Source organism: Lactonifactor longoviformis DSM 17459 (assembly GCF_900129135.1).
Lineage (GTDB): Bacteria > Bacillota > Clostridia > Lachnospirales > Lachnospiraceae > Lactonifactor > Lactonifactor longoviformis.
In genome coordinates this window covers 70,863-93,357 of the sequence record NZ_FQVI01000007.1, presented here as the reverse complement: position 1 = coordinate 93,357, position 22,495 = coordinate 70,863, and the positions used below count along the sequence as shown (strand labels likewise).

26 protein-coding genes are annotated in these 22,495 nt (G+C 46.5%); 4 read left to right on the top strand and 22 right to left on the bottom strand.

The annotated features are described in order from the left end of the window. Positions 1–2 precede the first annotated feature (2 nt). From BUA56_RS22955 to BUA56_RS08765, 4 genes are all read right to left on the bottom strand, one after another. Positions 3–152: a hypothetical protein gene (locus BUA56_RS22955; protein WP_158640994.1), complete on the bottom strand. Its 150-nt coding sequence runs from the start codon at positions 150–152 to the stop codon at positions 3–5. Between the two features lie 9 nt (positions 153–161). Further along, positions 162–1,544 carry a hypothetical protein gene (locus BUA56_RS08775; protein WP_084067797.1) on the bottom strand — a complete coding sequence of 461 codons (1,383 nt, stop codon included), beginning with the start codon at positions 1,542–1,544 and terminating at the stop codon, positions 162–164. Between the two features lie 107 nt (positions 1,545–1,651). Next, on the bottom strand, positions 1,652–2,698 hold the full coding sequence (locus BUA56_RS08770; RefSeq protein ID WP_072850987.1) for an ATPase, T2SS/T4P/T4SS family: 1,047 nt from the start codon (positions 2,696–2,698) through the stop codon (positions 1,652–1,654). 30 nt (positions 2,699–2,728) lie between these two features. After that, positions 2,729–2,908, bottom strand: coding sequence for a hypothetical protein (locus BUA56_RS08765; RefSeq protein ID WP_072850985.1), 180 nt, complete (start codon positions 2,906–2,908; stop codon positions 2,729–2,731). 528 nt (positions 2,909–3,436) lie between these two features. Between BUA56_RS08765 and BUA56_RS08760 the strand changes: the two genes are divergently transcribed. The 3 genes from BUA56_RS08760 (at position 3,437) to BUA56_RS08750 (ending at position 4,646) form a co-directional block, all read left to right on the top strand. Then, on the top strand, positions 3,437–3,787 hold the full coding sequence (locus tag BUA56_RS08760; protein WP_072850983.1) for a helix-turn-helix domain-containing protein: 351 nt from the start codon (positions 3,437–3,439) through the stop codon (positions 3,785–3,787). 81 nt (positions 3,788–3,868) lie between these two features. After that, complete coding sequence (locus tag BUA56_RS08755) at positions 3,869–4,258, top strand: DUF134 domain-containing protein (protein ID WP_072850981.1); 390 nt, start codon at positions 3,869–3,871, stop codon at positions 4,256–4,258. A gap of 1 nt (position 4,259) precedes the next feature. Next, entirely contained in the window at positions 4,260–4,646 is a 387-nt protein-coding gene (locus BUA56_RS08750; protein ID WP_072850979.1) for a NifB/NifX family molybdenum-iron cluster-binding protein, read from the top strand. Between the two features lie 48 nt (positions 4,647–4,694). On the opposite strand, the gene BUA56_RS08745 is transcribed toward BUA56_RS08750, so the two are convergent. Beyond that, complete coding sequence (locus BUA56_RS08745; protein WP_072850977.1) at positions 4,695–5,426, bottom strand: RNA polymerase sigma factor region1.1 domain-containing protein; 732 nt, start codon at positions 5,424–5,426, stop codon at positions 4,695–4,697. A gap of 171 nt (positions 5,427–5,597) precedes the next feature. Here BUA56_RS08745 and BUA56_RS08740 point away from each other — a divergent pair, with 171 nt between their 5' ends. Beyond that, positions 5,598–6,029 carry a MarR family winged helix-turn-helix transcriptional regulator gene (locus tag BUA56_RS08740; protein ID WP_072850975.1) on the top strand — a complete coding sequence of 144 codons (432 nt, stop codon included), beginning with the start codon at positions 5,598–5,600 and terminating at the stop codon, positions 6,027–6,029. A gap of 41 nt (positions 6,030–6,070) precedes the next feature. On the opposite strand, the gene hisIE is transcribed toward BUA56_RS08740, so the two are convergent. From hisIE to BUA56_RS08655, 17 genes are all read right to left on the bottom strand, one after another. Further along, positions 6,071–7,378: a bifunctional phosphoribosyl-AMP cyclohydrolase/phosphoribosyl-ATP diphosphatase HisIE gene (gene hisIE / locus BUA56_RS08735; protein WP_341443410.1), complete on the bottom strand. Its 1,308-nt coding sequence runs from the start codon at positions 7,376–7,378 to the stop codon at positions 6,071–6,073. A 60-nt stretch (positions 7,379–7,438) separates the two neighbouring features. Beyond that, positions 7,439–8,029, bottom strand: coding sequence for an imidazoleglycerol-phosphate dehydratase HisB (hisB, locus tag BUA56_RS08730; protein ID WP_072850971.1), 591 nt, complete (start codon positions 8,027–8,029; stop codon positions 7,439–7,441). Between the two features lie 18 nt (positions 8,030–8,047). After that, positions 8,048–9,346 carry a histidinol dehydrogenase gene (hisD, locus tag BUA56_RS08725; RefSeq protein WP_072850969.1) on the bottom strand — a complete coding sequence of 433 codons (1,299 nt, stop codon included), beginning with the start codon at positions 9,344–9,346 and terminating at the stop codon, positions 8,048–8,050. A 12-nt stretch (positions 9,347–9,358) separates the two neighbouring features. After that, the gene (gene hisG, locus BUA56_RS08720) at positions 9,359–9,994 is read right to left on the bottom strand and encodes an ATP phosphoribosyltransferase (RefSeq protein ID WP_072850968.1); all 636 of its coding nucleotides are present in this window, start codon (positions 9,992–9,994) and stop codon (positions 9,359–9,361) included. Continuing rightward, complete coding sequence (hisZ, locus tag BUA56_RS08715; protein WP_072850966.1) at positions 9,966–11,144, bottom strand: ATP phosphoribosyltransferase regulatory subunit; 1,179 nt, start codon at positions 11,142–11,144, stop codon at positions 9,966–9,968. The genes hisG and hisZ overlap by 29 nt, the downstream gene beginning before the upstream one ends. A gap of 115 nt (positions 11,145–11,259) precedes the next feature. Then, positions 11,260–11,790: a Holliday junction resolvase RecU gene (locus tag BUA56_RS08710; RefSeq protein WP_072850964.1), complete on the bottom strand. Its 531-nt coding sequence runs from the start codon at positions 11,788–11,790 to the stop codon at positions 11,260–11,262. 18 nt (positions 11,791–11,808) lie between these two features. Further along, positions 11,809–12,348, bottom strand: a complete 540-nt coding sequence (lepB, locus tag BUA56_RS08705; RefSeq protein ID WP_072850962.1) for a signal peptidase I — start codon at positions 12,346–12,348, stop codon at positions 11,809–11,811. Then, positions 12,345–13,325: an RluA family pseudouridine synthase gene (locus BUA56_RS08700; protein WP_072850960.1), complete on the bottom strand. Its 981-nt coding sequence runs from the start codon at positions 13,323–13,325 to the stop codon at positions 12,345–12,347. The genes lepB and BUA56_RS08700 overlap by 4 nt, the downstream gene beginning before the upstream one ends. An 8-nt stretch (positions 13,326–13,333) precedes the next feature. Continuing rightward, on the bottom strand, positions 13,334–13,936 hold the full coding sequence (locus tag BUA56_RS08695; protein WP_072850958.1) for a hypothetical protein: 603 nt from the start codon (positions 13,934–13,936) through the stop codon (positions 13,334–13,336). 22 nt (positions 13,937–13,958) lie between these two features. After that, positions 13,959–14,720, bottom strand: coding sequence for an SDR family NAD(P)-dependent oxidoreductase (locus tag BUA56_RS08690; RefSeq protein WP_341443409.1), 762 nt, complete (start codon positions 14,718–14,720; stop codon positions 13,959–13,961). Next, entirely contained in the window at positions 14,717–16,588 is a 1,872-nt protein-coding gene (locus tag BUA56_RS08685; protein ID WP_072850956.1) for a YgiQ family radical SAM protein, read from the bottom strand. Before BUA56_RS08685 ends, BUA56_RS08690 begins: the two co-directional genes overlap by 4 nt. Before the next feature lie 22 nt (positions 16,589–16,610). Further along, the gene (locus BUA56_RS08680) at positions 16,611–17,276 is read right to left on the bottom strand and encodes an HAD family hydrolase (protein WP_072850954.1); all 666 of its coding nucleotides are present in this window, start codon (positions 17,274–17,276) and stop codon (positions 16,611–16,613) included. Continuing rightward, complete coding sequence (locus tag BUA56_RS08675; RefSeq protein WP_072850952.1) at positions 17,245–17,982, bottom strand: pseudouridine synthase; 738 nt, start codon at positions 17,980–17,982, stop codon at positions 17,245–17,247. Before BUA56_RS08675 ends, BUA56_RS08680 begins: the two co-directional genes overlap by 32 nt. Position 17,983: 1 nt before the next feature. Beyond that, positions 17,984–19,336 (bottom strand): RsmF rRNA methyltransferase first C-terminal domain-containing protein, encoded by a 1,353-nt coding sequence (locus BUA56_RS08670; protein ID WP_072850950.1) that lies wholly within the window; start codon positions 19,334–19,336, stop codon positions 17,984–17,986. 2 nt (positions 19,337–19,338) lie between these two features. Then, complete coding sequence (locus BUA56_RS08665) at positions 19,339–20,166, bottom strand: GTP pyrophosphokinase (RefSeq protein ID WP_072850948.1); 828 nt, start codon at positions 20,164–20,166, stop codon at positions 19,339–19,341. A 111-nt stretch (positions 20,167–20,277) separates the two neighbouring features. Further along, positions 20,278–20,940, bottom strand: coding sequence for a M23 family metallopeptidase (locus tag BUA56_RS08660; protein WP_242946746.1), 663 nt, complete (start codon positions 20,938–20,940; stop codon positions 20,278–20,280). 86 nt (positions 20,941–21,026) lie between these two features. After that, the gene (locus BUA56_RS08655; RefSeq protein ID WP_072850946.1) at positions 21,027–22,475 is read right to left on the bottom strand and encodes an aminoacyl-histidine dipeptidase; all 1,449 of its coding nucleotides are present in this window, start codon (positions 22,473–22,475) and stop codon (positions 21,027–21,029) included. Between the last annotated feature and the right edge of the window lie 20 nt (positions 22,476–22,495).

The following is a 22,495-nucleotide window of genomic DNA, read 5'->3' as shown; positions in this document are numbered from 1 at the left end:
TTTCAGCCTCCCAGTGTGAGTCTTCCGAACACAGCAGTCAGAACTCCTAATGGGCCCTCCGGCTCCATGCACCATCTGCCGGCTGTCAATAGTATGGCTGCGGCAAGGCATCCAGCAATGGTTCCTCCATATTCTTCCAACATCTCTTTCATATATACCTCCTATATCATTCCCTTTGTAATATTCATCAGGCCCACCAGAAGCAGCCCCATATCTGTCATCATTTTTATTGAGCCTGTAACCATAGGGATAAGTACCAGCATCCCCACTCCTGCCAGAGAGTCTTCATTGGAAAGCCGCTCCGCCTTATCCATCAGATGGTGATTTTTCTCTACCAAAACCGCTATCTGCTTTTCCATATCTTCCCGGTCTCCCGCTGCCCACATAGAGTAAATCAACCGCAAAGCGGACTGCACATCCGGCAAATCCAGCCATGGCATAAAGTCCAGGAAAGGTTCGATACTGTTTGGATTTTTTTCAATGGAATCAAGCATCCTAGACAGTTCCTCTCTCAATACATAGGGAGCTTTAGCAAGGGATTTTTCCAGCGCATTATGAACATTTTCTGTCTGCATCAATAGCGAGAGATCCATCAGCCAGACCGGAAACGCCTTATCCACCTCTTTTATAATTCGTTTTTTTGCCAGCCGATACCTGATTCCCGGCCAACACCACAGCAGTATGGATACAGTTCCAAGCAGCAGCAGCGCAGTCCGTGATTTCATCCACACAGCGAAAGCTGCAGAGAGGCTCAAAAGCAGAAGCTTAGCGGGCACATGCTGTGCCGCCCCTTTTCTGCCATTGGTTTTGAGATACTCATACTCTCTGCGAATCTCCTCTTCCTGTGCTGCATCCTCTTTCAGCCAGGCTGCCTGAAGCTTTTTCTGCCCCCAGAACCATATAGTAATTCCTGATATCATATAGGCTGCTGTCACAATCTGTGAAAGAGGGTGCTCCAATGCCATAAACTCTTTTGGGAGCATGATCATAGATATTTTGCAGATTCCGGCAGAAAGCAGGAGAGAGATGAAAATGTTCCGTCTTATATTTCTGCGCTGCTGCGCCAGTTCATATACACGCTCTACCCACAGCTGCCGATCCAGTAAAAGTATGCGGAGAGCATTGGAAAAATCTCCCCCGATTTCTTCTGCCTTCACGAGAAATTCATGAGTTTGTATCAGTCTCCTGCAGGAATATAAAGTCTCTATATCCTGAAAGGCTGCATGATAGAGATTTCCCTCTTCTGTTTCATTTTGTATCTTATGTACCGCAGACTGGATGGCTTTGTGCATCTTACCTTCCGGAAATACCAAGGCAGCATCTTCCAGCGAGGTCAGTATTTTAGGAATCCGTTTAAAGGAATACAGCATCTGTTCCAGATAATTTGCAGTATCCTCAAAGTCTTTCTCTTCACAGGCATTTTTACAGGAATTCATAATAATAAAGGGCGACAACAGCAAAGCGTAGAGGGACACGGCAGCAATATAACCTAACTTCAGTCCATACCAAACACCCAGCAGGACAATACCTGCGAAAGACAGCAAATACTTTTTCCAATTGCTTTGCAAGGAAAATGTATACCCATATCTGGAGACCTCGGCCGCCAGATGGTTTGGATTTAGATAATGCCAAAATCTTAGATTCTTTTTATTTATGTTTCATTCATCCTCTCTTTTGGAAGAAAAGGGTCCTCAATGCCCGCAAAGGAAAACTTCCTTTTGATATCCGGCGGGAGTGACCTGTTTATAATACTTCCCCCCTCTGCCATCATAACTATCTTATTTTTTCCATTCTCCCTGCTGTAAAAGCAAATCTGATCTATATATCTGCGGATTCCCTTTCTCAAATCAGTTCCCTTTCTAATGAGAATCCCTGCATCTACAAAGGAAAAAACATCATTTTCAATCCGTTGGGGAGATACGGTATCCTTCATCATATTTTGAATCCGGTCCGGTACCTTATTTACATCATCTGTGTGCAGAGTTGTCAGGCAATGGGTGCCTGTGCTCATAGCCTCCAGCAGATATTTTACTTCTGTGCTTCTGGCTTCAGACAGCATAATCCACTTGGGATTCTGCCGCAGGCAGCTTTTGATGGCTTTCGTATAGTCAAAAAACTCTTCGTTTACTTTTAACTCCACACAGTCCTTCTGTGGATTAATGGAACGATAATGGATTTCCAGATTGTCTTCTATGGTAATGACTCTCTCATTCTCAGGAATATACTTTGTCAAAAACTTTAATAATTCCGTTTTCCCGGAACCAGGAAGTCCTGTCATGATTAGATTCATATGCGCCCGAATACAATTTTCCAGAAAAACAAGCATTTCCGGTACACAATAGCCATCCTTCAGCATGCTGTCTTCGGTCAGACGTCTGGCCGGAGATGTCTTTCGGATAGAGATAGATGTTCCTGTGCAGGCCACACTCTCATGGATAATACTAACACGCAGAGTTTCTGTCTCCGCCTCCAGCAAATTATTAAATTTGTTAAAGCTTTTGCTGACTACATTGCTGATTCTTGTGGCAAACTGACTGACAAAATCTTCGGAAAGTTTTATGTCTGCCCGGTATCTTCCTCTGTACAGATGATCGATCCAGACATCCCTCCCATTGAAATTGATGTCTGTCACCAGTTCATCTCTCACATAGGGCAAAAGTTCTCCGAAATTCTCCGGCTGAAACGTCCATACATTCAAGATCTCACCTCCGACCTTTTTTCTTTCATTTTAAAAAGGACTGGTCCAGGTAGGGGGATTGGTAATTCCGGACTTGTTAATAAAATCCGTAACAGTTCCGGCAATTGCTGTCCCGATATACTGTCCCAGAGGAGTGGCCAATACAACCATTAAAAGGGCGATTATTGCCACAATAATGATAATTCCATATTCCTCAAGAAACGCTTTCATAGCAATCTCTTCTCCTTTCTTCCGTATTTCGTCTCAGACGTAACATCACCTCCAAAAGCAGTTCTCTTTCACACAATCCGGTGCACGTCCCGTTATCCAAGGCCAGGGGGATTACCTGAATAAAAGCAGGACATTTCCCAATTCATGAACATACAGAAACTCTCTCTTCCACAAACAGCACGAATGGCAGGAACCATAAGTAGTCTTGATAAGAATTGCTGATGCTATTTTGTTCATTGGTAAATAGGGTTTTTAATGGAAAATAAATGATTTTAGAATTGTTTAAGAAATACTAAGTCTCAGATAGCATGTTGTGAAAGCAGTTTAAACTGCAATGCCATGAACACTTATATGAAACAAGAACCTTATATTTAGTCATTGACAAACCCTGGCAGGCGCCCTACTATTAGCTTACAGTGGGAAGCTTTAGAGGTTTGCCTCTGACTATGGGTTAATTATAATAGTCTGCAGACTATTTGTCAACAACTATTTTGCTACTTTATATGGATTATTAGAAAGGACGCTATTATGAACCTGTATGAGAGAGTGAAATCACTCTGTAAAGAATACCAAATTACAATCGCCGGGCTGGAGCGCATCTGCGGATTCGGAAATGGCACCATCAAAAAATGGGAGCACACGATCCCCTCCGGAGACAGACTTGCCAGAGTGGCCGATCACTTCCATGTGACTGTGGACTCCCTTCTTGGCAGAGAGCCTCTTCTGTCCGGAGAAAAAGATTCTGAACTTCTGGAGATGGCCAGGGAGCTAAAAGAAAATCCAGATATGAAGCAGCTTCTTGAACTGGCACGCCATTCCTCGCCCGCTCATCTGAAAGCCTACGTATCCTTTTTAAAAGAACTTCAGAAAAAAGAATAATTTCCCCTTCCCATTATTGACATATGTCGATAATAGTTTTATAATAAATGACATAAGTCAGAAACAAAGGAGATGAACTTTATGCCTCGCCCGCCCAAATGCAGACGTATCTGCGGTCTGCCCGGAATCAAGAGCTTTGGTCCGTGGGAATCAGACCTTCCTCTTCCCGTCACCGGGAAGATAGAGATGACACTGGATGAGTATGAAAGCATCCGTCTGATCGATTTGCTGGGCTACACCCAGGAGGATTGTTCCCGCCAGATGAATGTAGCCAGGACAACTGTCCAGGCAATCTATAACAGCGCCAGAGAAAAACTGGCAGATGCCCTCATAAATGGAAAGCAGCTGCTGATTCAGGGCGGCTCATATGCCCTGTGTTCCCTCTCCAGAGAATGCTGCGGAAAGGCGAAAGGCACCTGCTGCTGCCATCAAAGTTCATGTGCCAAAAAAACAAAAACAGGAGGAAATTAAGATGAAACTTGCAGTAACTTACGATAACGGAGAGGTATTCCAGCATTTTGGACATACCGAGTATTTTAAAATTTATACCTTAGAAGACGGAAGTATCACTTCTGAAGAAGTCCTATCCACGGACGGGCAGGGACATGGTGCATTGGCCGGATTTTTACAGGAGCATGAGGTAAACGCCCTCATTTGCGGAGGAATCGGCGGCGGTGCAAGGACTGCCCTTGCTGCTGCCGGCATTGAATTGTATCCAGGTGTCTCAGGCAATGCTGACGCTCAGGTAACAGCCTTTCTGTCAGGGCAGCTTCAGTACAACCCTGATACCCAATGTGCAGATCACGAACATCACCACCACGGAGGAGACTGTCACGGTGACTGCAGCGGTCACTGCTAAGGGCTGCATTTAAAAAGACAAAAATAAAAAGGAGGGGCATCCTCCTTTTTATTTGTCTTCTCCTGTCAGATTCAAAATATCCCGTATCTCCTCCTCTGTCATTTCAAGGTAAAATGACAATTCCTCAATGCTGAATTTTGTATCCTCATCCTCTGTCAGCTCTTTTATCGCAGCTTCCAGACGCTCGACCTTGTTTACCATCATCTCATCTCTTCTTTTCTGCTCAGATAGTTCTTCGTTCAATTCCAGAATTCCTCTGCGGATTTCTTCTTTGATAAACGTATCTGCGTCCGCCTCTGTATCCAGTCGTTCCACAGCCAGCAAGAGATTTACATTGCCCTCAGCCACAGCATCCCCAAGAAAAATATCCGGTCCTGCTATTTTTTCAGCCAGCTCTGCCACCGTTTCAAGATAGAGCTCTGCAAGTCTGCCTTTCGCCAATGCATCCCCTTGTATTACTTCCCGGATGAGACGGGCTCTCTCCCCTTCTTCTTCCTTTCGGATCAGAGATAACTCCTCTCTGTATTTTTTTAAGTATGCCTCCTCATCCGGAGACAGCTTTTTCTTCTTTTCTTCTGCTAAGACTTCGTCTCCCCTGTATCCGGAAACTGTGATGCCCCGGGCAAGCAGATATTCCTTTATCATCGCAAGCTGTTCCTCTGACAGACTATCCTCCCGGAAAAAGTCCTCTATTCTTTCCTGAGACATACAGTCCCCTGCATCCTTTGCCTCTTCCATCAGTTTCTTCAGCTTTTTTTGAAATTGCAGCTTATCTTCCATAATAACCTCCAAACTTTGATCTCCCGGCGTATACCGTTCCCTATACCATACCATAAAGGCAGATTCTCCACAAGCTGTGACTGCCTAAATGTTTCATTGCCAACTATTGACTTTTTTACAATCAGATTATAATATAGTCTCATAACTATTATGAAATTGAGGTGTACTCTTATGCCGGACATATCCCCGGACGATATCCTGAAAATGACATCTGTCATACATAGAAAAACCCAGATGTACCTGAACGAGGAGACTAAGACTCTGGGAGTAACCAGCGGTCAGACTCCCTTTATCATGATTATCTGTGAAAACGGGAAAATGGTTCAGAATCAGTTCTGCGAGATTCTCGACATGGATAAAAGCACGGTAGCCAAAATGATGGCCAAGCTGGAAGCCAACGGTTATATTACCCGTTCTCCCAATCCAAAAGACAATCGTTCCATTGACGTTTCACCCACATCCAAATCCCAGGAACTCTACCCTCTGCTGAAGAAAATCGGAGAAGAATGGTCCCTGAAATTAACAAAAAACCTAACCGTTTCAGAGAAAACTGTTTTCGTAGAAATGCTGAAAAAAGTCACAGAAAACGCAGTTACTATGTAAGAGCAGAATACTAAATCCAGGGAAAACTCCCTGGATTATTACTATCTTCTGGCCAGTTCTCTGGTAATTTCCTCCCAGGTTACTTCCTTTTCCGCCATAAGGACCATAACATGATAGAGGAAATCTGAGATTTCATACTTGATCTCTTCTTTATCCGGATTTTTGGCGGCAATCACAATCTCCGTGCATTCCTCCCCTACCTTTTTGAGAATTTTGTCGATTCCCTTATCAAAAAGATAATTGGTATAGGATCCTTCCTTCGGATGTACTTTTCTGTCCAGTATCACATCATAGACATCCTGAAAAACCTTCAGAGGATTGGTATCCTCATACTCTTTTTTCACCAGTTCCTGGAAAAAGCAGGTTCTGTTTCCCGTATGACAGGCAGCCCCTACCTGGGAAACTTTTGCAAGAATGGTATCATTGTCGCAGTCCAGCGTCAATGATTTTACATACTGGAAATGTCCGGAGGTCAGTCCTTTCATCCACAGTTCATTCCTGCTTCTGCTCCAATAGGTCATTCTTCCGGTTTCCAAGGTTGTCTCAAAAGCCTCCTGATTCATATAGGCCAGCATCAGAACCTCACTGGTTTTGTAGTCCTGGACAATTACCGGCACCATCCCGTCACTGTTCTTCTTAAAATCTTTCCATGCTATCCGGCTCTCCCATGTATTTACCGGAATACCGGCCTTGCGGCAGGACTTTTTCAGCTTCATCCGATCCGCCTTGGGATCACTGACATAGGCTCCCGTGACAGCTGTAACACCCGGCTGCTTCAAAACCTCGAAAACCGCATCCCTTTCTTTGGGAAGCACTGTCACTAGAAGCTCTCCCTCCCAGTCTTCCCTGAAAGGCTGCCAGTCGTTGGTAAGAGACAGAATCATGTCCGCATAAGTCTTCAGCAGCTCCAGATTCTTTTTTACCTGCTCCGGCTCAGACACTGCTGCCCCTATCTTATCTTTCCCGAACCGCTTTGACACCTCTTCCAGCAATTCTATATTTCCCGGTTTTGAAAAATTCAGTACAACTCTTTTGCATCCTGCATAGAGAAGTTTTTTCACATCCTCCATACGTCTGATATGGCCGGCACCAATGACAGGCACCTCTGCCTTCTCTGCAATCTCCCGAATAGTTCCAATGGCGGCGTCATGTTCTTCATCTGTCTCTGATAAATCAAAAATTAAAACTTCATCCGCTCCCTGATTCCCGTATAATCTCCCCAGCTCCACAGGATCCGGCATATCAAAGGCTTTTGTGGCTTCTTCGCCCAGACCGCATACGGCCTTTCCATATTTCAAGTAAATGCAGGGTATTAATAATTTATCTCTCATACTAATCTTATCTCCCATATCTGTACTTTAACGTACGGGCACACCGTACGCGCATTCAAAGGATCTGGACGGCAGTCCTCACGAAAGAGTCCCCTTCGTTGACAGAACGTCTGTAATCCTCCCGTCAAAGGCTGCCGCAGCATCCAATGCCTTTGCGAATGCCTTAAAAAGGGCTTCTGCCATATGATGGTTATTCCCGCCAGTAAGAATCTTCATATGAAGATTCATTCCCGCACTGTAAGAGACGGCATAGAAGAATTCACGAATCATCTCCGTCTCCATATCTCCCACCTTATCCCTTGTAAATTCCCCGTCAAAGGAGAAATAGGGACGTCCGCATAAATCAATGGCGCACAGAACCAGGGTTTCATCCATAGGAAGTATCATGCTTCCGTATCTGCGGATTCCTTTTTTATCCCCCACAGCCTGGGCAATAGCAGTCCCCAGCACGATTCCCGTGTCTTCTATCGTATGGTGGTCATCCACCTCCAGATCCCCGTTTACCTTTAACGTAAGATTGAATAGCCCATGACGGGTAAACCCTTCCATCATATGATTAAAAAATCCCACTCCGGTATCGATAGAACTGCTTCCGCTGCCGTCCAGCTCCAGAGTCAGCTGAATCTGTGTTTCCTTTGTATCTCTGGTCACGGTTGCCTTTCTGCTCATAGCTTTCTCCTTTCCCTGCTAACTCTCCTCGTCAAAACGCACCCGGATGGAATTGGCATGAGCCGTGAGCTGTTCTGACTCGGCAAACTGTATAATATCTTTATGAATAGGTGCAAGAGCCTCCCTGGAATAATAAATCACACTGGATTTTTTAACAAAATCATCCACCCCCAAAGGAGAGAAAAATTTTGCAGTACCATTGGTGGGAAGGATGTGATTGGGACCCGCAAAATAGTCACCCAGAGGTTCACTGCTGTATTCGCCCAGGAAAATTGCCCCTGCATTTTTTATTTTGGTCATCACATAGAAGGGATCCCTGGTAACAATCTCCAGATGCTCGGAGGCAATGGCGTTGGCAGTCTCAATCGCCTCCTCCATGTCTTTTGCAAGGAGAATATATCCAAAATTATCCAGAGATTTTTCTATGATTTCTCTTCTGGAAAGTGTCTGCAGGAAATTATGGATCTCATGGTTTACTCTTTCTGCCAAAGCTTCACTGGTGGTAATCAAAATAGCGGAGGCCAATTCATCGTGTTCTGCCTGTGATAAGAGATCCGCCGCCACATATCTGGGATTGGCAGTTTCGTCAGCCAGTACCAGAATCTCACTTGGGCCTGCAATTGAGTCAATGCTCACATGTCCGTACACTGCCCTTTTTGCCAGTGCCACATAAATATTGCCGGGGCCTACAATCTTATCCACCTTGGGAATGCTGGCCGTTCCGTAAGCCATCGCCCCGATGGCCTGGGCACCTCCGGCCTTATATACCTCATCTGCGCCCGCCTCTTTTGCTGCCACCAGCACCGCCGGATTAACCTTTCCTTCGCTGTTGGCCGGTGTGGTCATAATAATTCTCTCAACCCCGGCGGCTTTGGCCGGCACTATATTCATCAGCACAGAAGAGGGATATACTGCTTTGCCGCCAGGCACATATACACCGACCTTCTCCATGGGAGTGACCTTTTGCCCCAGCATGGTCCCGTCCCCGCTGGTGTCAAACCAGCTGTTTCGCTTTTGCTTCTCGTGATACTTCTGAATATTGACCAGGGCCTTGCGAATCACCTCTGTAAGAGCGGGATCTGTCTCTTCATATGCCCGTAAAATTTCTTCCTCAGTCACCCGAATATTAGATGCGTCTGCCGGAAACTTGTCAAACTGCCGGGTGTATTCAAAAACCGCCTCATCTCCTCTTTCCCTCACCTGACGGAGAATCTCTGTCACCCGCGCCTCGTAAGCACCGTAGTTGCCCGGGCTTCTTTGGAGCATCGTTTCCAGTATATCAGAAATAGCCTCTTTCGTTAATTTTACTGTCCTCATGTTATCTCCTCGCTACAGCACAGACTTTAGATCTGTAATTATTTTACTGATTCTGTCATTTTCCATCTTCATACTGACCTGGTTTACTACCATTCGCGCAGAGAGTGGGCATACCTCTTCCAAAACCTCCAGCCCGTTCTCTCTCAGGGTAGAACCGGTCTCAACAATATCCACAATCACCTCTGACAATCCGACAATAGGAGCCAGCTCAATGGAGCCGTTCAGTTTGATAATTTCTACTGTCTGATGCTTTTTGTTATAAAAATAATCTTTGGCGATGTTGGGATATTTTGTAGCTACCCGGATCAGCTGGCTGTGATTCAAAAGCTCTCTGGCTGACTGGGGCCCGCATACACACATCCGGCATTTGCCGAATCCCAGATCCAGAACTTCATAGAGCTTTCTTCCCTCTTCCAATATGGTATCTTTGCCCACAATGCCGATATCTGCCGCTCCGTATTCTACATAGGTAGGTACATCCGGACCTTTGGACAGAAAAAACTTTAATTTTAATTCTTCATTTACAAAAATAAGCTTTCTGGAGTCTTTGTCTTTCATCTCCTCACAGGTGATTCCTATTTTTTCAAACAACTCCAGGGTTGTCCTGGCAAGACGCCCCTTACCTAGGGCAAAGGTCAAATATCTCATTATACTTTCCTCTCTTCTCATAATCCTCTTTGGTTCGAACCGGATCTTTTAACAGAAGCTCTGCCTCTCCCCCCTTTTTTCTCCAGGAGGCTGCCATGGCAATTGCTTCTTTCTGCTGCTCTTTGGTATATAAAATCAGGATCCTTTTGGTCTCCACAGGTATCTGTATTCCCTGGCGGGAAAGTGCATTCATAAGATTCTCCATGACAATGGTGAATCCAATGGCAGCCGCAGGCTTTCCGAAGTGCCCCAGCAGATGATTGTACCGTCCCCCCTTGATTATGGCATCCCCGGTCCCATATGTATATGCCTGAAAGATAATCCCTGTGTAATACTGATATTTGCTCAGCATGGATAAGTCAAAGGCAATATACTTCTCACATCCGTAGCAGGCAAGTACCTCATAAATTTCTTCCAGCCGTTCCAGCGCTTTGACTGCCTGTGTGTTCTTTGTGAGCGTCTTAGCTTCTGTCAGCATTTCCACTCCCCCGTAAAGCTTGGGAAGCATAAGAAATGCTTTTTCAAGCTCAGAATCCAGATTCAGATTAGAGATCAGTTCCTCTACCCCAAAATAATTCTTATTGGAAATCTGCTGGCGCAGCTGTTCCTCCATCTCCCCATCCATACCTGCATCTTCTAACAGAGATTTAAAAAAGTCCACCTGACCGATGCTGATCTGAAATTCCTTCAGTCCTGCCGTTGAGAGCAGCTCAACCATAAGCGCCAGAATCTCCCCGTCACTCTGTGCAGAGCCATCCCCCACAAACTCCACCCCCATTTGGGTAGACTCTTTTAACCGGCCCTGATAACTGGAATTATTGATAAAGGTATTCCCCTTATAGCAGAGACGGAGGGGAAATTCTTCCGGTGTGAAGTACATAGATACCGCCCGGGCAATAGACGGCGTAAAGTCGGGGCGCAGCACCAGGGTATTTCCCTCACGGTCAAAAAACTTATACAAGTCTTTGGAGGGTATAGTTCCCACCTCACGGCTGAAAACATCAAAGTATTCAAAGGTCGGTGTTTCTATGTCCTGATACCCATAGCTTCTGAGCACTGTATGTAAACGTTCTTCAAGAACCAGCTTTTGTTCGCATTCCCCATTATATACATCTCTTACCCCTTCCGGCGTATGAAACATTCTCTCCATATTATTCTCCTTTGCTTTATTACATTAAACTGCTAATTCGATACCATATTAGCAAATAAAATTATAAAGAAACTTTATCCGTTTGTCAATCCTGTATTTTAACCGTCCTGCTTTACTATCTGGACAGAAGATCCTTTTGCAGACCCTCCAGAAACGGCACCAAAAAGCCGTGTCCGCTGGTAAAAAAATATTCCGGGTTTAGCTCTTCCAGGGTAAAGTGCTTACGCCCCCCGCTTTGTCCCCGCTCCCAGAATCTCAGCATGTCTTCATAGCGCAGATAGTAAAATTCATTTCTCCTGGTAAAAAAAAGAATAAGGAAGGCAATGCCTCCCTGTCCCTCAAACTCTCCCATAAAATCCACCTGATGCTGATGGATATTCTGCAGAGGAAATTGATTGGAATGGCATTCCTTTGCATCAAAACATACCGGAATGCCCTGCACAGCACCAATATAATCCACTGTACTTTTCTTTTCAAAGTAGGCCAGCGTAATATGTCGGCTTTCCTTATCAATTCTCACAGGAGTAATGGGCGTAGGGATCTTCTGGATTACTGCCAGCTTCTTTTCCCGGTACTGTTCACAAGTCCGGTTAATAAACTCTTCCAGGGTGGAACCCCGAAGCCCTCTGGAATTCCAAGTACTCATAGCAATCTGCTCCTGTATCTATTTAATCCGTTTAATCGAAGGGAAGTAGCGGATCACCGCTTTCCCAAGTATCTTATCTTTCTTTACATAGGTATTTGCCCAGAATCTGGAGTCCTTGGAATAATTCCTGTTATCCCCCAGCATAAAATAGCATCCTTCCGGAACCTCATAAGGTCCGTAGCTTCCGGCCGGAGTCTCCGGCGTAAAGCTGTCGTCCAGCGGGGTGTCTGAGTCATTGATATACACCTTTCCGTCTATAATCGTAACTGTTTCCCCCGGAAGTCCGATAATTCTCTTAATAAAAAGCTGGCTTTCGTTGTCCGGATACTTAAAAATCACTACATCATAGCGCTCCGGCTCCTCAAAAAGATATGCCAGACGGTTGCCAAAAATCCTGTCCCCTGTCATGATTGTCTTTTCCATGGATTCTGAGGGTATCTTTGCATTAATCAGCAAAAAATTATTGATAACAAAGACAACCGCTACCACGAAGATAATCATTTTAATATATTCCCATAATTCCCTGCCGATGGATGGCCCCGTATTTTTTTTACTCATTCATGTATACTCTCCTCTATGTGTTCTCCCTCCAGAACTCTTTTCATGTCTGAAGGTATTGGCGCCGTCAGCACCTTGTGGGATAGATAGTTCAGTTCTCCCTTCAACTCAGGCATTGTAAGCCGATATGCGTGAAGCAGCTGGGACTTCACTCCGTAGCTGTCACAAAACAGCTGGTTGCTCTTTTTGCTGCCGTACTTTCCATCACCAATGACTGGATGTCCGATACTGGCCAGATGGCTTCGTATCTGATGGGAACGGCCCGTGACCAAATGAATATTCAAAAGAGTTACCCTCTGATTGCCGGCTAAGGGACGGTACTCGGTTTCTATAGGAACACTTCCCTCAAACGGCTCTTTTTCTACTACTACTTTATTACATTTTTCATCTTTATGCAAATATCCTTTCAGATATGCCCCGGAGGAAACCACACCCTCCACCAAAGCCAGATATTCTTTTTTGAGGGAACGCAGCTTAAAGGCCTCGTTCATCTCCTGAAGGCCGGCCAGGGTTTTTCCTGCGATTACAATACCGCTGGTATTACGGTCAAGACGATTGCATATCCCGGGATGAAAACATCTGAAATCCTCCTCTTTCATCTGTCCGCTCTCCAGCAGATAACCGGTCAGGTACTCCACCAGCGAGACATCACTGCCCGATGCTTTCTGGGACAACATTCCTGAGGGCTTATTGACTGCCGCTATATGCTTATCCTCATACAGGATGGACAATTTCCCATGGCTTCTTTCCACTTTCACCTGTGAAAACTTGTCTATGGTCTCCTCTGAGAGAAAGAGGCGTACAATATCCTGCTCCTTCAGCTTTTCGCTTCCGGTAGCCTTCTTTCCATTCAGTGTTATATTCTTTTTTCTTAGCATTTTGTAGAGAAAACTTTTAGGCGCCTCGTTAAGGTATTTGGACAAATATTTATCAAATCGCTGTCCGGCCTGGTTTTCCCCTATCACAATCTCTTTCATGGGTACACCTACAGGGAAATTGCATAGATCGTATGCAGAATCAGTTCGTTTCTGGTGAGCTCTGGATAATTTTCATCAGGAGTAAACCGGATGTCCTTCTCAATACTCTCTCTGTGCTCGTTGAGACTGTCCAACCGTTCCAGATAGCTTTTTAGTTCCCGGAACACTTTCACGGATACGGAAAAGCCGTTTTGTTTCAGGATTTTCTGTATATGCTTTTCCACAAAAGGGCCGTCTGTCTTCTCCCTGCTGCTGTAAGCCGCCACCGTATTCCCGCAGACCACGACGGAATCCAGAAAGCTCTGTTTCTCATAGGCAGTCACCACAAGCTCATACCCGCATGTAAGCTCTCCTTTATGTGCCTCAATGGCCTCATAATCTTCTTTTTTCATAGGTTTCTGCATGTACATCATAATACTGCTCACCGCCATTTTGCAGGCAGGCAGGCATCCCAGGATCGCAATAACTGTAAATATCGTATTTCTGTTGCCTTTGAGAACCAGCCCTGTAAAAAAGACCAATAAAGGGGCGGCAAATAATGCCAGGGTAATCCAGGTTCTTTTTATTTTCTGGGCACGGATATAGCCGTAGCTGCCTTTGGTTGCTTTCATGTAAATATTGTCCTTCTTTCTCTTATAGTATCAGATTCATAACAGCAAGCAGCACCCGGTGAGGAATGATTCTGCACAGCACATACACAGCGTTCATGGGAATACCGTAGACAGACAATTCCTTTCCTCCCGCTGCATCCAGGATTGCCTTGTGCACTACCTGATCCGCCTTTGCCATGCATACCTTCTTTGCAAATGAAAGGCTCCCCCCTGCTTTCTGGAAGAACTCAGTGTCCACAGGACCCGGACACACAGTAGTCACTGTGATTCCTTCCTGTTTCACCTCTCTTCTGAGTGCCCGGGAGAGACTGAGCACATAAGACTTTGTAGCTGCATAGACTGCCAGTCCCGGCTGAGGTACAAAGGCTGCCGCAGAAGCTATTTGTATCACATGACTTCGCTTTCCGCAGTAGGGAAGGCACAGAGTTGTCATCTTTGTAAGTGCGGTACAATTCAGAGTAATCATACCCTGAATGGTATTTGTGGTGCATTCGCTTACTTTGCCAATTTTACCAAATCCTGCGGCATTTACCAAGACCTTAACGTGAGGTTTTTCTGTTTTTAACAATTTCTGTATGGTAAAAAAGCTGCTGTCTTTTCTGAGATCCAGAGGAAGAATCCGAAGCTTTGCATCAATCCGCTTCTGAAGCTGTTTCAGATTCTCTTCTCTTCTGGCAATGACCCATATCTCATCCAGCCATGGATAGCAGTAAGAGAGCTGGCGGACAAATTCTTTTCCGATACCTGAAGAAGCACCTGTTACAATTGCTATTTGCATATTCATCTTCCCTTCTTTTTGTGGACATTACGAATCGTTTTCTTTCTGCTTTTCTTCTGCATACCAGGTGAGACCTGTTCTCCTTTTCCGGGCTTTATAAGACATTTGGGGCCATAACCGATGAGATCCCTTCGTCCGGCCAGTTCCAAAGCTTTTTTCACCAGTTCATAGTTCTTTGGGTCCCTGTATTGGATCAGAGCCCTCTGCATCTCCTTCTCCCGGGGATCCCGGGGTACATATATCTTCTTCATCGTCCTGGGATCCAGTCCTGTGTAATACATACAGGTAGAAATCGTTGCCGGTGTGGGATAAAAGTCCTGTACCTGCTCAGGCATAAACCCCAAATCCCTTACATACTCTGCCAGCTTAACCGCATCCTTCATGGTACAGCCGGGATGGGAAGACATAAAGTAGGGAACCGCATACTGCTTTTTCCCTGCTTTCCGGTTGGCCGTCTGAAATTGCTTCAGAAAAGAGAGATATACCTCATGCCCTGGTTTTCCCATGGCATCCAGCACAGGCTTGGAGACATGTTCCGGAGCTACCCTGAGCTGTCCGCTTACATGGTACATGGCCACTTCCTCCAGAAAACGGGGATCTTTGTCCGCCGTCACATAGTCAAAGCGAATTCCGGACCGTATAAAAACCTTTTTTATTCCCGGCAGCTCTCTGAGCTTTCGCAGCAGCTGAAGATAATCTTCGTGGTCTGCCTTCAAATTGCCGCAGGGCTTTGGAAACAGGCACTGACGGTTTGTGCATACCCCTTTGCTTAACTGCTTTTCACAGGATGGGTGCCGGAAATCTGCAGTGGGTCCTCCCACATCATGTATATATCCTTTGAACTCAGGATCCCGGCGGCAATTTTCTGCTTCCCTGAGAATGGACGCATGGCTTCTCACCTGCACCTGCCTCCCCTGATGGAACGTAAGTGCACAGAAACTGCAGCCCCCGAAGCATCCCCGGTTGCTGGTCAGACTAAACTTAATCTCCTCTATGGCAGGTATCTTACCCATTTTTTCATACGAAGGATGATAGGTTCTCATATACGGCAAATCATAAATATCATCCATCTCCTGTATGGTGAGGGGGGCCGCCGGGGGATTCTGTACGATACATCCCTTAGTGCCATAGCTCTCGATCAGAGTTTTCCCGGTAACTGGATCTGTATTCTCATACTGCAGAGCAACACTTCTGGCATATGCCTCCTTGCTGCGGCAGATTTCCTGGTAATCCGGCAGACAAACTCCCTGATAGACAGAATCCATCTCTTTTGTCCGGTATACCGTCCCCGGAATATACGTAATCTCGTTTACAGGAATTCCTGCCGCCAGCGCTTCCGCAATGGCTAAAACGGAGTGTTCTCCCATCCCATAGGATATCAAATCTCCGCCGCTGTCCATAAGCACGGATGCCCTCACCTGGTCAGACCAGTAATCATAGTGGGCCATTCTCCGCAGGGAGGCTTCTATTCCCCCAAGAATGATGGGCGTTTTTTTATATGTCTGGCGTATGAGATTACTGTAGACCACCGCCGCACGGTCCGGGCGCAGGCCGGATATGCCGCCGGGGGAATACGCATCTGTACGCCGCCTTTTTTTTCCTACTGTATAGTGATTCACCATAGAATCCATATTCCCCGCAGATACAAGAAATCCCAGCCGTGGTTCACCGAATTCCTGCACGCTTTCTTTTCGCTTCCAGTCCGGCTGGGGAAGCATGCAGACAGAATATCCCCTGGATTCCAGGAGACGGCTGATAATCGCCGGGCCAAAGGATGGGTGATCCACGTAGGCATCTCCAATCACATAGACGAAATCCGGCTGTTCTATGCCTCTTTCCAGCATTTCCTGTTTTGTAATGGGCAAAAAATTCATCCTGTTGTCCTCTTGTCTCTCCTTATACTTCTTCGTATGTCCCGTTAATCACATCATAATATGAGGCAATATAATAGTCAGCCAGCCGCCGCTTCTCTTCTTCCTGATCCCTGCTGAAGGCGTCCTCCACCGCACAGGTGCTCATGCCTGCATTCTTTCCGGCAAGTATGCCCATGGGAATATCTTCAAAGACCATACATTCTTCCGGCGCCACCTGCAGATCCTCCGCCACTTTCAGATATATATCAGGGGCAGGCTTCCCGTGAGGGACATCACAGCATGTACGAATCTTTTGAAAGCATCCGTCTATGCCGTGGGTCCGGAGCACTGCCTCTACCAGTTCTATGCTGTTGCTGGAACATATACCTGTCTTTATGCCTTTCTCTTTCAGTACCTTTAAAAATTCAGGAACCCCCGCCTTCAGAGGAACCTCCCAGAGGTACTTGTCTCTGGCCATAGAAAGCCAGATTTCTTTAATTTCTCCGATGCTCTCCGGTATATCAAAGGTCTCTTTGAAGTACACCGCAGTTTCCGTAAAACTCATGCCTTCTATATCCCTCTGGAGTCCGGGCGGAAGTTCTTTCCCCAGCCTTCCCAGATACAGGACATCTATCTCCTTCCACATCCACATGGAATCCACTAATGTTCCGTCTAAATCAAATAATACTGCTTTTTTTCCCTGTAGCATCTTCACGCAGCCTCTCCAGTTCTTCCTTTGTCAGAGGACGGTATGCCCCCGGGGGCAGTGTTCCGTCCAGATACAGGCTTCCCATAGAAAGCCTTTTTAAGTATACCACATGTTTCCCCAATGCTTCAAACATCCTTTTTATCTGATGGAACCGCCCCTCCCGGATGGTAACCCTTACCTCACGTCCATCCCCATTCTGTTCCATTTCCAGTCTGGCTGGAAGGGTTGGCTTTTCATCCCCGATATCCAGTCCCCTTCGGAAAGCCTCCGCGTCCTTGTGTTCAGCCGGGAGATCCAAATGGACCAGGTAAGTTTTATCCACATGTCTTCTGGGCGAAAGCAGCCTGTGAGCCAGTTCACCGTCATTGGTGATAAGAAGAAGTCCCTCAGTATCTTTGTCCAGTCTTCCAACAGGGAATAAATCCTTTCTGCTTTTACCGGTGATAAGATTCAGTACCGTTTTTTCCTGCCGATCCTCTGTGGCAGATACATATCCGGCCGGTTTATGAAGCATATAATATTCAAAGTCTGTGTACCCAATCCTGCTGCCGTCTGCCTCCACCGCATCTTTTCCCGGATCCACCTTATATTCAGGACGCAGGATCTTTGTACCGTTTACGCTTACCCTGCCCTTGTTAATCATCTGTTTGACCTGGCTGCGGGTTCCTGTGCCCATATCAGCCAGATATTTATCTAAACGAAGCATCTTACTGCCATCTCCATCCCGGATAATATTTGTTCTTCAGCATTCCTCCGGACAATTTTCCCCATCCCAGAGGAAATCCGTCCACACAAACCAGCTGCCAGCCCTTTTTGCGGGGGGCGTGCAGGTCGCTGACTTCAATGGTTTCCCCCTTCAGATATCGAAGAGTTCTCTCATCCCCGGAGGACAAATTTATGGAGGAATCATATTCCTCCCTCTTAAGGGCCATAGCCAGAGCCTGCGCAGGCTCGAACCTATTTTTCTTCCGCTCGCCCAGATAGAGCCCTGTGCGCAGATACCTGAGTCTCCCGGGCATGCCGCTTCCAGCGGGCAGATAATACACTTTATCCTGCACCATATAAAACCTGTCCTGCTCAAAGGGACAGCTGATCCCCTGAAGGAACTCCCGGACCTCCGCAGGTATGGCTTTTCCGGTACCCTGTCCGCGGGCCGCTGTGATCGGTTTGTGACTTTCCCCTGCCTTTTTTAACAGTGCCATAAAATGGCCTTCCCCATTCATTTTATGGGGGAAAATCCTAACACAGGAGGAAAGCCCCACCCCCGGGGAAAATCCCTCATAAGGGACTATCTCCTCCAGAGACAGATCCGGAGCCTTTTCCAGTAGAAAATGAATCACCTCTTCATTTTCTTCTCTGGAAAAGGTACAGGTAGAATAGAGAAGCATGCCTCCCGGCTTCAGCATAGCAGCCGCCGCCAGCACAAGCTCCTTTTGTACAGAACTGTATTCTGAGGGGCCTTTTTCCTCCCACTCTCTGGCCATCTCGGGCCTCCGGCGGAACATTCCCTCCCCGGAGCACGGGGCATCCACTAATATTTTATCAAAAAAGCAGGGCAGCTGCTGCTGTAGTTTTACAGGATCTTCACAGGTAACATAACAATTCCAAAGCCCCATAAGCTCCAGGTTTTTCAGCAGCGCCTTTGCCCTTGAACTGCTGATGTCATTGGCCACCAGCATGCCGCTTCCCTTCAGCCTGGCACCCAGCTCTGTTGCCTTGCCCCCCGGAGCCGCGCAGAGATCCAGCACAGTATCCCCCTCTTCCACCGGAAGACGGCTGGCCGGAGTCATCGCGCTTGGTTCCTGCAGATAATAAAGTCCTGCATAATAATAGGGGTGGCGGGAGGGCTTTTCTTCCTCTTTATAATAGTATCCGTTAGGGATCCAGGGAACTTTTTCCAGAGAGAACGGGCTTATCTTCTCCCATTCCTCCCCGGTCACTTTGTTCTGATTTATCCGCAGTCCCAGCCGGACGGGTTTCTCAAAGGTTTCCAGATAACTTTCAAACTCTTCCCGGAGTAAATTTCTCATACTCTCCGTATACTTCATTGGTAATTCCATGCTTAATATCCTTCCAAATCATCTTCCAGTGTAACTGCCTGTGCCCGGTACCCCTCAGATATAATGTCCAGCTGTTTGTGAAAACGCTCCAGCTGCTCAATATCCTTCGCTGAATAGATGCGGTAGAACTCATCCTGTATCTTTGCCACTTCCCTTTTATTGGAATATCGGTAAAGATTCTCAATATTATTCAGGATATCCGCCACCAGGTTTGCCTGCATCTGGGAGGAGTTCTGCGCATCCATAACCTCGCTCCTCACAGAGGACATTTCCCGATCAAGGGCAATGATAGCATCCGCAGCCTTGCTGAGGCGCTGTGTGAGATGCTCCGGCATATTTCCTTTATATTTATACTGGAGAGAATGTTCAATGGTTGCCCAAAAGTTCATCGCCAGTGTACGAATCTGAAACTCCACCTGAATTTGTTTTGTCCCCTGAAAGGTTTCCACATTATAGTAAACAATCATATGATAGCTGCGGTATCCGCTTTCTTTCATATGCGTAATGTAATCTTTTTCATACTTCACAGCCATATCGCTGCGGTTTCTGATAATCTCAACCACTTTTTCTATATCTTCATAAAACTGGCAGATAATCCGCATTCCTGCGATATCCTCAACCTGTACCTCCATATTGCCCCAGGTAATATTCTTCCTCTGCATCTTTTCTAATATACTGTTAATACTTTTTACCCGGCCGGTCACCTGCTCAATGGGGCAGTAGATATCCAGCTGCCGGTGTTCTTTGATCAAATGATTAAACTTAACAGTCAGCTCTTTCACTGCCAGCTCATAAGGATTCAGAATTTCTCTCCACAATTGTATTTCCATAGTTCTTTAAATCTCCTTACCTTTCCGTCACAGAAGAATCATTCCCCTATGGGCGGTAACTTCACACGGCCCACTTATGCTATTATAGCATAAAAATCATTTCTGTGCTTTTTAATATAGATACCTGCGCCTGTTTTTCTCCAGATATTTCAGGACTATGTAAGGATCTACCGGGTATTCTGCCTGGTCTTCCTTCTCAATATAAATGCCCAGATGAAGATGGGGAGGAAATTTTCCTGTAGTCCCTTCCTCACCGTATCCGGTATCCCCCATGAATCCCAGCAGTTCACCGCCCTTCACAGCATCTCCCTCCCGGAAATCTCTGGCATAGCCATACAAATGAGCATAATAAAAGTAGCCGCCCGAAGGACTTCTCACTCCGATCCGGTATCCCCCCAAAGGAAGCCAGCCTACCTTTTCTACTGTCCCGTCTGTCATACTGAGTACCGGATAATATCCGGGCTTTTCATTGGAACCGAATATGTCACAGCCCTCGTGCTTTCTGTTCCCCCCATAGCTCCTCTCCTCCATCCAGGTATCCTCATACGAGAATTCTTCCCCAAGGAGATCCGATGGTAGGGGAAAATACTTGAGATCCTTCCAGAAAGCACCATAATCCCTCATTTCCTCCCGGTTTATCCCATGTTCTCTCATAAACCCAAGGGGAATACCCATCTTTTTCAGCTCTGCGTCTGCAGCTTTGTTCCCCAAAAAAGTACTTCCCGCAATGTCGAAAAACAGTACAATTACTAAAAGAAAGAAGGTTTTACGCAATTTGCATCCCTCCACCTCTCAGTCTATGCGTCAGGGCAGAAAAAAAGACCAAAAAAGTGTCTTCTTTTTCAGTCTTTTTTCTCTGTTTATCTGATGCGTTCTAAGACGGTGCACAGATATTCCCATACCCGCTTTGTGGAGGAGATGCTCAGGTGTTCCTCGGTTGTATGAATGTCAAAGATATCTGGACCGAAGGAAATACAATCAAGCCCTGGAATCTTTTCAAAGAAGAGTCCGCACTCCAGTCCGGCGTGAACTGCCTTTACCTGAGGTTCCTTTTGGAATAGGTCCTTATAAACCTGAACCATCAGCTCCCTGAGCGGAGAATCCTGGCGGTATTCCCAGGCCGGATACTCTCCCTCTGCCTCATAATCTCCCCCTAAAAATTCAGTCAGATACTGAATGCGTTCCGCGATTGCTGTCTTCCCGGACTTTACGGAGCTTCTCACGCTGGAGGATGCACGAAGCTCATTTGGAGTCAATTCCAGAATTCCCAGATTGGTGGAGCTCTCCACGAGTCCCGGAATCGTACCGCTCATTTTCAGGATACCGTTAGGAATATGCATCAGATAAAAAATCACCTTTTCCAGACTTCCGGGATGAAGCGCAGGCTCTGTCCCCATTCCCAGTCTCTCAACCGTCACGGTGATCCCCTCATCTGTCCCCGCATATTCCTTCCGCAGTGCCTCCTGAAATCCGGCGGCAGCCTCAAACAGACGCTCTTCCTCCTCTTCGGAGAGCATTAGAAGGGCGCTCGCCTCCCTGGGTATCGCATTGTCCTTCTGTCCGCCCTTCAGCTCTGAAAGCAGATATCCCACATGCTCCCTCAGTTCAAAAAGGAAACGCCCCATAAGGATAACGGCATTGGCCCTGATCTTATCAATTTCTGCCCCAGAGTGCCCGCCGCAGAGGCCGTGGATCTTAACCCCATATCTGTGGTTTGCTTCTTCTATATACCTTACAGGAATTCTGCTCACTGCCGTAAGTCCTCCGGCACACCCTACCCAGAGACAGGATTCCTCCTCAGAGTCCAGATTCAGCAGAAGCTTCCCCTTCAGGGGAGAGGCATCCAGAGATCCTGCCCCGAGAAGGCCAATCTCCTCATCAACCGTCACCACTACCTCCAGGGGCGGGTGAGGCAGTTTGTCATCATCCAGAACCGCCAGCGCATAGGCAACTGCGATGCCGTCATCTGCGCCAAGAGTGGTATCCTTTGCAGAGATAAAGTCCCCCTCTGCCTGAAGCTTTAGTCCGTCTTTTGTAAAGTCATGCAGAGATCCCGGCTTTTTCTCACAAACCATATCCATATGACCCTGAAGAATCACCACAGGGGCATTTTCATATCCAGGCGTCCCCTCCTGAAATATAATCACATTATTATTTGAATCCTGAATATATCGAAGCCCGCGGGCTTTCGCAAAGCGCACAAGGTAATCGCTGATTTCTTTTGTATTCCCGGAACCGTGGGGTATCCCTGCCAGTTCTTCAAAAAACCGGAACACCTTCACTGGTTCTATGCCTTCTAATTTTGCCATAAAAGCACCTCCTGATTTTG